General features: G+C 62.7%; 14 protein-coding genes. 12 read left to right on the plus strand and 2 right to left on the minus strand.

Translation table 11 applies throughout. The features are described 5' to 3' along the window. Nucleotides 1-3 precede the first annotated feature (3 nt). Nucleotides 4-2211 carry a catalase/peroxidase HPI gene (katG, locus tag ACOZ9V_RS06025; RefSeq protein ID WP_434594455.1) on the minus strand — a complete coding sequence of 736 codons (2208 nt, stop codon included), beginning with the start codon at nucleotides 2209-2211 and terminating at the stop codon, nucleotides 4-6. A 120-nt stretch (nucleotides 2212-2331) separates the two neighbouring features. After that, the gene (locus tag ACOZ9V_RS06030; protein ID WP_172173602.1) at nucleotides 2332-2808 is read right to left on the minus strand and encodes a Fur family transcriptional regulator; all 477 of its coding nucleotides are present in this window, start codon (nucleotides 2806-2808) and stop codon (nucleotides 2332-2334) included. A 556-nt stretch (nucleotides 2809-3364) separates the two neighbouring features. Between ACOZ9V_RS06030 and rpsL the strand changes: the two genes are divergently transcribed. From rpsL to rpsC, 12 genes are all read left to right on the plus strand, one after another. After that, a complete protein-coding gene (gene rpsL / locus ACOZ9V_RS06035) occupies nucleotides 3365-3739 on the plus strand; it encodes a 30S ribosomal protein S12 (RefSeq protein ID WP_025777935.1) in 375 nt (124 codons plus the stop codon). Then, nucleotides 3739-4209 carry a 30S ribosomal protein S7 gene (gene rpsG / locus ACOZ9V_RS06040; RefSeq protein WP_039206341.1) on the plus strand — a complete coding sequence of 157 codons (471 nt, stop codon included), beginning with the start codon at nucleotides 3739-3741 and terminating at the stop codon, nucleotides 4207-4209. Before rpsL ends, rpsG begins: the two co-directional genes overlap by 1 nt. A gap of 99 nt (nucleotides 4210-4308) precedes the next feature. Continuing rightward, complete coding sequence (gene fusA / locus ACOZ9V_RS06045; RefSeq protein ID WP_434594457.1) at nucleotides 4309-6414, plus strand: elongation factor G; 2106 nt, start codon at nucleotides 4309-4311, stop codon at nucleotides 6412-6414. A 116-nt stretch (nucleotides 6415-6530) separates the two neighbouring features. Further along, nucleotides 6531-7724 carry an elongation factor Tu gene (gene tuf / locus ACOZ9V_RS06050; protein ID WP_173156442.1) on the plus strand — a complete coding sequence of 398 codons (1194 nt, stop codon included), beginning with the start codon at nucleotides 6531-6533 and terminating at the stop codon, nucleotides 7722-7724. Between the two features lie 511 nt (nucleotides 7725-8235). Then, nucleotides 8236-8544 carry a 30S ribosomal protein S10 gene (gene rpsJ / locus ACOZ9V_RS06055; RefSeq protein WP_009379191.1) on the plus strand — a complete coding sequence of 103 codons (309 nt, stop codon included), beginning with the start codon at nucleotides 8236-8238 and terminating at the stop codon, nucleotides 8542-8544. 11 nt (nucleotides 8545-8555) lie between these two features. Further along, nucleotides 8556-9230, plus strand: coding sequence for a 50S ribosomal protein L3 (gene rplC / locus ACOZ9V_RS06060; protein WP_101546942.1), 675 nt, complete (start codon nucleotides 8556-8558; stop codon nucleotides 9228-9230). 5 nt (nucleotides 9231-9235) lie between these two features. Then, a complete protein-coding gene (gene rplD, locus ACOZ9V_RS06065) occupies nucleotides 9236-9889 on the plus strand; it encodes a 50S ribosomal protein L4 (protein WP_139468553.1) in 654 nt (217 codons plus the stop codon). Beyond that, nucleotides 9886-10185 (plus strand): 50S ribosomal protein L23, encoded by a 300-nt coding sequence (gene rplW, locus ACOZ9V_RS06070; protein WP_025777929.1) that lies wholly within the window; start codon nucleotides 9886-9888, stop codon nucleotides 10183-10185. The genes rplD and rplW overlap by 4 nt, the downstream gene beginning before the upstream one ends. 30 nt (nucleotides 10186-10215) lie before the next feature. Continuing rightward, the gene (gene rplB, locus ACOZ9V_RS06075; protein ID WP_025777928.1) at nucleotides 10216-11052 is read left to right on the plus strand and encodes a 50S ribosomal protein L2; all 837 of its coding nucleotides are present in this window, start codon (nucleotides 10216-10218) and stop codon (nucleotides 11050-11052) included. Nucleotides 11053-11067: 15 nt separating this feature from the next. Beyond that, nucleotides 11068-11349 carry a 30S ribosomal protein S19 gene (rpsS, locus tag ACOZ9V_RS06080; RefSeq protein ID WP_025777927.1) on the plus strand — a complete coding sequence of 94 codons (282 nt, stop codon included), beginning with the start codon at nucleotides 11068-11070 and terminating at the stop codon, nucleotides 11347-11349. Between the two features lie 42 nt (nucleotides 11350-11391). Continuing rightward, nucleotides 11392-11778, plus strand: a complete 387-nt coding sequence (gene rplV, locus ACOZ9V_RS06085; protein ID WP_025777926.1) for a 50S ribosomal protein L22 — start codon at nucleotides 11392-11394, stop codon at nucleotides 11776-11778. Further along, the gene (gene rpsC / locus ACOZ9V_RS06090; protein WP_139468552.1) at nucleotides 11778-12593 is read left to right on the plus strand and encodes a 30S ribosomal protein S3; all 816 of its coding nucleotides are present in this window, start codon (nucleotides 11778-11780) and stop codon (nucleotides 12591-12593) included. The genes rplV and rpsC overlap by 1 nt, the downstream gene beginning before the upstream one ends. Nucleotides 12594-12596: the final 3 nt, after the last annotated feature.

Here is a 12596-nt window from a genome sequence, read left to right on the forward strand (position 1 = left end):
GGATCAGCGCTTGAGGTCGAAGCGGTCGGCTTCGACGAGCTTCGTCCAGGCCTTGACGAAGTCGGCGACGAACTTCTCGTTCGCGTCATCCGAGCCGTAGACCTCGGCGATCGCACGCAGTTCGGAGTTCGCTCCGAACAGGAGGTCGATCCGGCTGCCGGTCCACAGCTTCTCGCCCTCGGGGGAGAAGCACTCGTAGACATTGGCCGTCTCTGACGGTCCGACGGGCTTCCAGACGTTACCGAGGTCGAGCAGATTGACGAAGAAGTCGTTCGTCAGCTCGCCGGGGCGATCGGTGAAGACACCGAGCTCGGAATCTTCGTAGTTCGCACCGAGGACGCGGAGCCCGCCGATGAGGACCGTGAGCTCCGGCGGGGTGAGACCCAGCAGGCTGGCCTTGTCGAGCAGGAGGTACTCGGCCTTGAGCGGAAGTCCCTCGGTGAGGTAGTTGCGGAAACCGTCGTGGGTCGGCTCGAGGTAGCCGAACGAGTCGACATCGGTCTGTTCCTGGGTGGCGTCGCCGCGTCCGGTGGAGACCGGAACCGTGATCGAGTGACCGGCCGCCGCGGCAGCGGTCTCGACGCCGACAGCACCGGCGATCGCCAGCACATCGGCAAACGATGCGCCGGTGGACTCGGCGATGCCCTCGAGCACGGGAAGCACCTCGGCGAGCTTGGCAGGCTCATTGGCCTCCCAGCTGCGCTGCGGTTCGAGACGGAGACGACCTCCGTTGACGCCGCCGCGCATGTCCGAGACGCGGTGCGACGAGGCCGCGGCCCATGTCGTCGACACGAGCTGCGAGACGGTCAACCCGGACTCGCGGACGGCGGACTTGACGGCTTCGAGGCCGGCGTCATCGAGCGGGGTGCCGGCCGGAACCGGGTCCTGCCAGATGAGCTCTTCGCTCGGAGCTTCGGGGCCGAGGTAACGGGTCGCCGGGCCCATATCGCGGTGGGTGAGCTTGAACCAGGCGCGAGCGAAAGCATCTTCGAACGCTTTCTGGTCGTCCTTGAAGCGGCGCGAGATCTTCTCGTACGCCGGGTCGAAGCGCAGCGACAGGTCGGTCGTGAGCATACGGGGCTCGCGACGTCCGTCGCCCTGGGCCATGGGGACCATATCGTCCCCGCTGCCGTCTTTGGGACGCCACTGCAGGTGTCCGCCTTCGTTCTCGAAGACCTCCCACTCGTAGGCGAAGAGAATGTGGAAGAACTCGTTGTCCCAGCGGGTCGGGTGGTAGGTCCACGTGACCTCGATGCCCGAGCCGATGGAGTCGTTGCCCTGCCCCGTGCCGAAATCGGACTTCCAGCCCAGGCCCTGCTCTTCGAGCGGAGCGGCTTCCGGGTCGGCTCCCTTGTGCGATTCGGGACCGGCGCCGTGCGTCTTGCCGAAGGTGTGTCCGCCGGCGATGAGGGCGACGGTCTCCTCGTCGTTCATGGCCATGCGTCCGAAGGTCTCGCGGATGTCGATCGCGGCCTTGACCGGATCGGGTTCGCCCTCCGGGCCCTCGGGGTTGACGTAGATGAGGCCCATGGTCGTCGCCGCCAGGGGCTTCTGCAGCTCACGGTTGCCCACGTAGCGTTTGTCGGTGCCCAGCCATTCGGTCTCGGAGCCCCAGTACACATCATTGTCGGGTTCCCAGACGTCCTTGCGTCCGCCGGCGAAGCCGAAGGTCTTGAAGCCCATCGACTCGAGCGCGACGTTGCCGGCGAGGATGAAGAGGTCGGCCCAGGAGATCTTCTTGCCGTACTTCTTCTTCACCGGCCACAGCAGACGGCGAGCCTTGTCGAGCGAGACATTGTCGGGCCAGGAGTTCAGAGGTGCGAAGCGCTGCTGACCCTCGCCGCCGCCTCCGCGGCCGTCCTGCACGCGGTAGGTGCCGGCCGAGTGCCAGGCCATGCGGATCATGAACGGACCGTAGTGTCCGAAATCAGCGGACCACCAGTCCTGGTTGTCCTTCTGCAGGGCTTCGATGTCGGCCTTAAGCTGGAAGTAGTCGAGGCTGTTGAACTCCGCGTCGTAGTCGAAGTCAGGGTCCATGGGGTCGCGTGCCGGCTGACCCTTGGCGAGGATCTTGAGGTTGAGGCGGTTCGGCCACCACTGAGCGTTGGCATCACCCTGGACGGGGTTGACCAGCTGGTCGGAATCCGGCGCCGCGGCCGGCTCCGTGGAAGTGTGGGCGACCGGGCAGCCGCCGGTGGTCGTCTGGGTCATCGTGTTCCTTTCACAGTCGAGTCGCGTTCGACGACTCGGATGACGGGATGGGCAACCCTCGCAGAAAGGGCATAGTCGTGTCCTCGAAAGAGGACGGGTGGTGGTGAACGGAAGCCGGGGTCACACGGCCGAGAACTGATCGTCGCCGGTCAGCTGAGCACCGGCGGCCGTGCAGTCGGGGCACAGGCCCCAGAATGTCACTTCGGCCTGATCGATGACGAAGCCGGCATCGTGGGACGGCGTCAGGCACGGAGCCTGACCGATCGTGCAGTCGACATCGACGATGAGACTGCATGACCGGCACACCAGATGATGGTGATTGTCCCCGATCCGGCGCTCGTACCGAGCCACCGAGCCCGAAGGCTTGATGCAGCGGAGGAGCCCTACCTCGGTGAGAGTGTGGAGCGAGTCATAGACGGCCTGGTGGGAGACCGCCGGCAGCGATTCCCGCACCGAGCGGATCACAGTCTCGGTATCCGCATGCGGGTGATCCCGCACGGCATCGAGGACTGCGACCCGCTGTTTCGTCACACGTAGCGACGTCTGCCGCAGAGCTGCGGCGGCGTCTTCGTCGTGTTCATGCTTCGTCCCGTTCACAGCACCAGAATGCCTGCTTCTCTTGAACGAGTCAAGGAAAGTGATGACAGGTTCTCGCCGAGGCGGCCGTCGGGTCGCGCTGCGGGTGCCGGTGTCCGGGTGGTGCGGTTCGACGGCAGTTGAGGAACATGACGTGGTTCTGAGTCGTCCGAGGTGAGAGGCGTGATCCTCGGGGTGAACCATCTGGAGCGTGATTTCCGCGGCAGGGCGGGGTAGGATGCATGATCGCCATTTTGACCAGACGTGCTCGAGAGAGATATTCTGGTAGGCGACTGATTGTGTTATCTGCGTCGTCGATCGATCCTGCCGGGTGTTCTGTGAGGCCCGGAATCCTTGAGAGAAGTCGTCGCTGCAGGCCGCCGAGAAGTCGTCGCTGCGCTTCCGTGTCCTTGCGACACACCCGGGCGCAGGGGTCGATGACTCGCGTGGTTACTGGCATCGGGAGCCAAGCTTCACCCGGTGTCCGGTCGGATATGTCCCACGGTTCACAGAGACGACTGCGGTCGTGGCCGGAATTGGGAATTAGGTCTATCGAGAAGCAAATGGAGAACGCTTAGTGCCGACTATCCAACAGCTCGTCCGCAAGGGACGGCATGTCAATACAGCAGGATCGGACGCTCCTGCCCTCAAGGGCAGCCCGCAGCGTCGTGGAGTGTGCACCCGTGTGTACACCACTACCCCCAAGAAGCCGAACTCGGCTCTTCGCAAGGTCGCTCGTGTCAAGCTTTCGAGCCAGATCGAAGTGACCGCATACATCCCGGGCGAGGGACACAACCTGCAGGAGCACTCGATCGTGCTCGTGCGCGGTGGCCGCGTCAAGGATCTGCCCGGTGTTCGCTACCGGATCGTCCGCGGTTCGCTCGACACCCAGGGTGTCAAGGGTCGCCAGCAGGCCCGCAGCAAGTACGGTGCGAAGAGGGAGAAGAAGTAATGCCACGTAAAGGTCCTGCACCCAAGCGACCGATCGTCGTTGACCCGGTCTTCAGCTCACCGCTCGTCACGCAGCTGATCAACAAGATCCTGCTCGACGGCAAGCGCTCGACCGCAGAGCGGATCGTCTACGGTGCCCTCGAAGGCACCCGCGAGAAGAACGGCAACGACCCCGTTGTCAACCTGAAGAAGGCTCTCGACAACATCCGTCCGTCCCTCGAGGTCCGCTCCCGCCGTGTCGGCGGCGCGACCTACCAGGTGCCGATTGATGTTCGTCCGGCTCGTTCGACCACCCTGGCTCTGCGGTGGCTCGTGGGATACTCCCGCCAGCGCCGTGAGAAGACCATGACCGAACGACTCATGAATGAGATCCTGGACGCCGGCAACGGCCTCGGCGCAGCAGTCAAGCGCCGCGAGGACACTCACAAGATGGCCGAGTCCAACAAGGCCTTCGCCCACTACCGCTGGTAATCGCCTGCCCTGTGCGCCGGTCGGCGGACCTCGTCCGCGAGTTCTGTCGGCCGGCAGCGCAGGGGAGTCGAGCAAATCATCGATTGAGAGAGAGACACCGTGGCACTTGACGTGCTCAGCGACCTGAACAAGGTCCGTAATATCGGCATCATGGCCCACATCGATGCCGGTAAGACAACTACGACCGAACGCATCCTCTTCTACACCGGCGTGAACTACAAGATGGGCGAGACCCACGACGGCGCCGGCACCATGGACTGGATGGACCAGGAGAAGGAACGCGGCATCACGATCACGTCGGCCGCGACGACCTGCTACTGGGACAACAACCAGATCAACATCATCGACACCCCCGGTCACGTTGACTTCACGGTCGAGGTCGAGCGTTCGCTGCGCGTCCTCGACGGCGCTGTCGCTGTGTTCGACGGCAAGGAGGGCGTTGAGCCCCAGTCCGAGACCGTGTGGCGTCAGGCCGACAAGTACGACGTTCCGCGCGTCTGCTTCGTCAACAAGATGGACAAGCTCGGTGCTGACTTCTACTTCACCGTCGACACCATCAAGGAACGTCTCGGCGCGAAGCCGCTGGTCATTCAGCTGCCGATCGGTGCCGAAAGCGACTTCGCCGGTATCGTCGACCTGCTTGAGATGAAGGCCTATATCTGGCCCGATGAGACCAAGATGGGTCAGGACATCACCGAGATCGAGATCCCCGAGGATCTCAAGGACAAGGCTGTTCAGTACCGTGCGCAGCTCGTCGAGGACGTCGCCGAGAGCTCGGAGGAGCTCATGGAGAAGTACCTCGAGGGCGAAGAGCTCACGACGGCTGACGTCAAGGCCGGTATCCGCGAACTCGTCATCAAGTCCGAGGCCTTCCCGGTCATGTGCGGTTCCGCGTACAAGAACAAGGGCGTGCAGCCCATGCTCGACGCGGTCATCGACTACCTCCCGTCGCCGCTCGACGTGCCTCCGATGATCGGACACAACCCGAACAACGATGAAGAGGAACTGACCCGCAAGCCTTCGACGGACGAGCCGTTCTCGGCTCTGGCCTTCAAGGTCGCCTCGCACCCGTTCTTCGGATCGCTGACCTACGTGCGCGTGTACTCCGGTCACGTCAAGTCCGGCGATCAGGTGCTCAACACCTCGTCGGGCAAGAAGGAGCGCATCGGGAAGCTCTTCCAGATGCACTCCAACAAGGAGAACCCTGTCGAAGAGGCATTCGCAGGTCACATCTACGCCTTCATCGGTCTCAAGGAGACCACGACGGGCGATACCCTGAGCGACCCGGCGAACCCGATCGCTCTCGAATCGATGACCTTCCCGGAGCCTGTGATCTCCGTGGCCATCGAGCCGAAGACCAAGGGCGACCAGGAGAAGCTGTCCTCGGCCATCCAGAAGTTCGTCAAGGAAGACCCGACATACCAGGTCGAGCTTGACGACGAGACTGGCCAGACCGTCATCCGCGGAATGGGCGAGCTGCACCTCGACATCCTCGTCGACCGCATGCGTCGCGAGTTCAAGGTCGAGGCGAACGTCGGCAAGCCGCAGGTCGCCTACCGTGAGACCATCCGTCGCACTGTCGAGAAGTACGATTACACCCACAAGAAGCAGACGGGTGGATCGGGACAGTTCGCGAAGGTCCAGGTCACCTTCGAGCCCCTCGAGGTCGAAGGCGATACGATTTACGAGTTCGAGAATGCCATCACGGGCGGACGCGTTCCGCGCGAGTACATTCCGAGCGTCGACGCCGGCATCCAGGACGCCATGCAGTTCGGTGCCCTCGCCGGTTACCCCATGGTGGGAGTCAAGGCCACTCTGGTCGACGGCGCCTACCACGATGTCGACTCTTCGGAGATGGCATTCAAGATCGCCGGCTCGATGGTCTTCAAGGAGGCTGTCCAGCGGGCGAACCCGGTTCTTCTCGAACCGGTCATGGACGTCGAGGTGCGTACCCCTGAGGAATACATGGGTGACGTCATCGGCGACCTGAATTCCCGGCGTGGACAGATTCAGTCGATGGACGATGCTTCCGGTGTGAAGGTCGTCAAGGCTGTGGTCCCGCTCTCGGAGATGTTCGGTTACATCGGTGATCTGCGGTCGAAGACCCAGGGCCGTGCGGTGTACTCGATGACGTTCTCCAGCTATGCGGAGGTCCCGAAGGCTGTTGCCGAGGAGATCATCCAGAAGGTGCGCGGCGGAGAGTAATCTCCGAATTCCGGTCGCCCCGGTGATCAAGAACATGGTCGCCGGAATGAAAGATAACCAACAAAAGGTCTAAGATATGAACCGCATATCTTTTGACAACCACGAGGAGGAACCCAGTGGCAAAGGCTAGTTTCGAACGGACTAAGCCGCACGTCAACATCGGCACCATCGGCCACGTTGACCACGGAAAGACCACCCTGACCGCTGCGATCACCAAGGTCCTGGCGGATCAGTACCCGGATCTCAACGAGGCTCGCGCCTTCGACCAGGTCGACAACGCACCTGAGGAGAAGGAGCGCGGCATCACCATCAACGTCTCGCACGTTGAGTACCAGACGGAGAAGCGTCACTACGCTCACGTCGATGCCCCGGGTCACGCCGACTACGTGAAGAACATGATCACCGGTGCCGCTCAGATGGACGGTGCGATCCTCGTCGTTGCCGCCACCGACGGCCCGATGCCCCAGACCCGTGAGCACGTGCTGCTCGCTCGTCAGGTCGGCGTTCCCTACATCGTCGTGGCTCTGAACAAGTCCGACATGGTCGATGACGAAGAGCTCCTCGAGCTCGTCGAATTCGAGGTTCGCGATCTGCTCTCCAGCCAGGAATTCGACGGAGACAACGCTCCTGTCGTCCCGGTGTCCGCTCTCAAGGCGCTGGAAGGCGACGAGAAGTGGGTCAAGAGCGTTCAGGAACTCATGGCAGCCGTCGACGAGAACGTTCCCGAGCCGGAGCGCGATGTCGACAAGCCGTTCCTCATGCCTGTTGAAGACGTCTTCACGATCACCGGTCGTGGAACCGTCGTCACCGGTCGTGTCGAGCGTGGCGTCCTCCTGCCGAACGACGAAATCGAAATCGTCGGCATCAAGGAGAAGTCGTCCAAGACGACCGTCACCGCCATCGAGATGTTCCGCAAGACCCTGCCGGATGCCCGTGCAGGTGAGAACGTCGGTCTGCTTCTGCGCGGCACCAAGCGCGAAGACGTGGAGCGCGGTCAGGTCATCGTGAAGCCGGGTTCGATCACCCCGCACACCAAGTTCGAAGCTCAGGTCTACATCCTGAGCAAGGACGAGGGCGGACGTCACAACCCGTTCTACTCGAACTACCGTCCGCAGTTCTACTTCCGTACCACGGACGTCACCGGCGTCATCACGCTGCCTGAGGGCACCGAGATGGTCATGCCCGGCGACAACACCGACATGTCGGTCGAGCTCATCCAGCCGATCGCTATGGAGGACGGCCTCCGCTTCGCTATCCGCGAGGGTGGACGCACCGTCGGCGCCGGTCGAGTCACCAAGATCAACGCCTGATCTGACTCACTGAGTACCACCGGCTAGGGCCGCAGTTCTTCGGAACTGCGGCCCTTCCGCATGTTCGGACCGTAACAGCCGAGCACCGGTAGGATGATGCAGTTTGGGGAAGTTCCGCAGCGCCGTCAGAATGGGGACCGGCATGATTCGGGTTCGCGCCGTCCTTGAGAGTTCCCTCACAGCCACCGTCCCCGGAATTGCGCGGGTGAAGTGCTCTATGACAAGATAGTGAAGTTGCGTTTTGGGCGTTGACCCCTGCACTGCGGTAGTGATACCGCGAACAGCCTGAAACACTATCGGATCGATGAATCTGCATGATGCGGGTTCGGACCGAGCAGCCAATGAGTAGAAGTGCCGTCGGCGCTTGGGGGAGAAGTGAGAATTTCTCCGCCAGGATCAGCCGACACGCCCGACCTCGGGGGTCGGTCATGGTCAGCCGGCACAGACGGCAGAGAGTCTCCGACACTCTGCGAGTTGATGGCCGGAAGCAACTAAAGAAAGAGACGACGCCATGGCGGGACAGAAGATCCGCATTCGGCTCAAGTCGTACGACCACGCTGTGATTGACAGTGCTGCACGCAAGATCGTGGACACCGTCACTCGCGCAGGTGCGACTGTTGTGGGCCCCGTGCCGTTGCCAACGGAGAAGAACGTTTACTGCGTCATCCGTTCGCCGCACAAATACAAGGACAGCCGTGAGCATTTCGAGATGCGCACGCACAAGCGTCTGATCGACATCGTCGACCCGACGCCGAAGGCAGTCGATTCGCTGATGCGTCTCGACCTCGCTGACGACGTCAACATCGAGATCAAGCTCTAAGGGAGGCAGCAATGGCGAACACTCGTTCATCCGCTCTCCCGACCACCCGCAAGGTCAAGGGCCTTCTGGGAACCAAGCTGGGCATGACCCAGGTCTGGGATGAGCAGAACAACCTCGTGCCGGTGACCGTGGTGGCCACCGGTAACAACGTCGTAACCCAGGTCCGCAACGAGGAAACCGATGGTTACCCCGCTGTGCAGATCGCGTTCGGCGAGATCGATCCTCGCAAGGTCAACAAGCCGACTGCAGGCCACTTCGAGAAGGCCGGTGTGACCCCACGCCGTCACCTCGTCGAGCTGCGCACTGCAGATGCTGCTGACTACGCGCTCGGCCAGGAACTCGGCGTCGACACGTTCGAAGCCGGACTCAAGGTTGATGTGACCGCGAAGACCAAGGGCAAGGGAACCGCCGGTGTCATGAAGCGTCACGGCTTCTCCGGTGTCGGTGCCTCCCACGGTCAGCACCGCAACCACCGCAAGCCAGGTTCGATCGGCGGAGCCGCGACACCTGGTCGCGTGTTCAAGGGTATGCGCATGGCCGGCCGTATGGGCGCTGTCAAGCACACCACCCAGAACCTCACGATCCACGCCGTGGACAACGAGAACAACTTCCTGCTCATCAAGGGCGCCGTTCCCGGCCCCAAGGGTGGAGTCGTCCTCGTTCGCTCGGCCGCGAAGGAGGCCTGAACGTCATGACTGATGTCAAGACAGTCGACGTCATCGATGCCGCTGGTGCCAAGGCCGGCTCCGTTGATCTGCCCGCCGAGGTCTTCGGTGTGCCGACCAATGTGCCCCTGATCCACCAGGTCGTCGTTGCACAGCTGGCTGCGGCCCGTCAGGGTACGCACAAGACGAAGACCCGCTCCGAAGTTCGCGGTGGCGGTCGCAAGCCCTACCGTCAGAAGGGAACCGGCAACGCCCGTCAGGGTTCGATCCGCGCTCCCCAGTACAACGGCGGTGGAATCGTGCACGGACCGGTCCCGCGCGACTACTCGCAGCGGACCCCCAAGAAGATGAAGGCCGCCGCTCTGCGCGGAGCCCTGTCGGATCGTGCACGCCTCGATCAGGTCTTCGTGATGAAGAACCTGGTCACCGGCGACGCCCCGTCGACCAAGCAGGCGAAGGCCGCACTGGCCGGTCTGTCCGAACGCAAGAACACCCTCGTGGTGCTCGATCGTGACGACGAGCTCACCTACCTGAGCGTGCGCAATCTGCCCCACGTCCACGTGCTCACCGCCGATCAGCTCAACACCTATGATGTGCTGCTCGCCGACGACATCGTGTTCACCGAGGCAGCTCTTGCCGCGTTCCTGAGCGGAAACCGCAAATCGGAGGACGCATCATGAGTCTGAACTTCAAGGACCCGCGCGACATCATCGTCGCACCGGTCGTCTCGGAGAAGACCTACAGCCTGATGGACGAAGGCAAGTACACCTTCCTCGTCGACCAGGACTCGAACAAAACCGAGATCAAGCAAGCCATTGAAACGATCTTCGATGTGCAGGTCGCCAAGGTCAACACCCTGAACCGTCAGGGCAAGCGCCGCCGCACCCGCACCGGTTGGGGAAAGCGCAAGGACACCAAGCGTGCCATTGTCGCCCTCAAGGACGGATCGATCGACATCTTCGGTGGATCGCTCTAAGCGATCCTTCGTCAAAGAAGGACAAGACTCATGGGAATCCGTAAGCACAAGCCGACGACCCCGGGCCGCCGTGGCTCGTCGGTCGCCGACTTCGTCGAAGTGACCCGGTCTACACCGGAGAAGTCGCTTCTGCGCCCGCTGCCCAAGCGCGGCGGCCGCAACAGCCAGGGACGCGTGACCACCCGCCATCAGGGCGGCGGTCACAAGCGTCAGTACCGTGTCATCGACTTCCGCCGCCATGACAAAGATGGCGTTCCGGCGAAGGTCGCACACATCGAATATGACCCGAACCGTACGGCTCGCATCGCTCTGCTGCACTATGCAGACGGAGAGAAGCGCTACATCATCGCCCCGCAGAACCTCAAGCAGGGCGCACAGGTGGAAGCCGGTCCGGGTGCAGACATCAAGCCGGGCAACAACCTTGCCCTGCGCAATATCCCAGTCGGCACCGTGGTGCACGCAGTTGAAATGCGTCCCGGTGGCGGTGCCAAGATCGCTCGCTCTGCCGGTTCGTCCGTGCAGCTCGTGGCGAAGTACGGCCGTTTCGCACAGCTGCGGATGCCTTCGGGCGAGATCCGCAACGTCGATGCGCGCTGCCGTGCGACGATCGGCGAGGTCGGCAATGCCGAGCAGTCGAACATCAGCTGGGGCAAAGCAGGCCGCATGCGTTGGAAGGGCAAGCGCCCGACCGTCCGCGGTGTCGTGATGAACCCGATCGACCACCCGCATGGTGGTGGCGAGGGCCGTACTTCGGGTGGTCGTCACCCAGTCAGCCCGTGGGGTCAGTTGGAGGGCCGCACACGCCGGCCGAACAAAGAGAGCGACAAGTACATCGTGCGCCGTCGCCGGACCGGCAAGAAGCGCTGATTGGAGTACTGACTTATGCCTCGTAGCCTCAAAAAGGGTCCTTTCGTCGACGAACACCTCTTCCAGAAGGTGGCTCGTCAGAACGAGAAGAACACCAAAAATGTCATCAAAACATGGTCTCGTCGCTCGATGATCATCCCGGACTTCCTGGGACACACCATCGCAGTACATGACGGACGCAAGCATGTCCCCGTCTTCATCACTGAGTCGATGGTCGGACACAAGCTCGGCGAGTTCGCACCGACACGGACGTTCCGTGGCCACGAAAAGGACGATCGCAAGGGTCGCCGCCGCTGAGGCGGGGCACTCTTTCGATCCTAGAGAAGAGAGAAGGAAGCGATGGAAGCCAAGGCTAAGGCGCGGTACCTGCGCGTTACGCCTCGCAAGGCTCGGCGCGTCATCGACCTCATTCGTGGTCAGCAGGCGACCGAAGCACTTGCAGTGTTGAAGTTTGCAGAACAGTCGGCATCAGATCCGATTTACAAGCTCGTGGCCTCCGGCATCGCCAATGCGCGTGTCCGGGCCGACGAGGAAGGCGTTGCGTTCGACGAGAACGAACTGGTCATCTCCGAAGCCTTCGTGGACGAGGGGCCGACCATGAAGCGGTTCCGTCCGCGTGCCCAGGGTCGCGCTTTTCGCATTGAGAAGCGCACCAGCCACGTGACAGTGGTCCTGGCCAGCGGTGACGACCTGCCTCAGCGCAAGAGCCGGAAGGGGAACCGTTAATGGGCCAGAAGATCAATCCGAATGGATTCCGACTCGGAATCACCACGGATCACAAGTCGAAGTGGTTCGCTGACTCGACCAAGCCGGGGCAGCGCTACCGCGACTACGTGCTCGAAGATGTCAAGATCCGCCAGATGATGAACACCGGCCTCGAACGGGCCGGCATCTCGAAGGTCAACATCGAGCGCACGCGTGACCGTGTCCGCGTCGACATCCACACCGCACGCCCGGGCATCGTCATCGGCCGTCGCGGAGCCGAAGCAGACCGCATCCGCGGTCAGCTCGAAAAGCTCACCGGCAAGCAGATTCAGCTCAACATCCTTGAGGTGAAGAACCCCGAGGTCGACGCTCAGCTCGTCGCCCAGGGTGTTGCCGAGCAGCTCGCCAGCCGCGTGGCCTTCCGCCGCGCGATGCGCAAGGCGATCCAGAGCGCCCAGCGCGCAGGTGCCAAGGGCATCCGCGTGCAGTGCTCGGGCCGCCTCGGCGGTGCTGAGATGAGCCGGTCCGAGTTCTACCGCGAAGGTCGTGTGCCGCTGCACACCCTGCGCGCGAACATCGACTTCGGCGTTCACGAAGCCCACACCACTTTCGGACGCATCGGCGTCAAGGTGTGGATCTACAAGGGCGACATGACCGACAAGGAGCTTGCCGCCGAGCAGGCCAAGGCTCCTGCTGCTCGTGGCCCGCGTGGCCGTGGGCGCGGTCGTGGAGGCCGCGGACGTGGTCAGGAAGGCGCACCGCGCCGTGGCGACCAGGCCCGTAATACTGAGAACAGCGCCGAAGCCCCCGCGGCTGAGGCCGGATCGGAGGGCTGAGAA

Origin of the sequence: Brevibacterium sp. 1718 (genome assembly GCF_051131255.1) — a bacterium.
Lineage (GTDB): Bacteria > Actinomycetota > Actinomycetes > Actinomycetales > Brevibacteriaceae > Brevibacterium > Brevibacterium sediminis.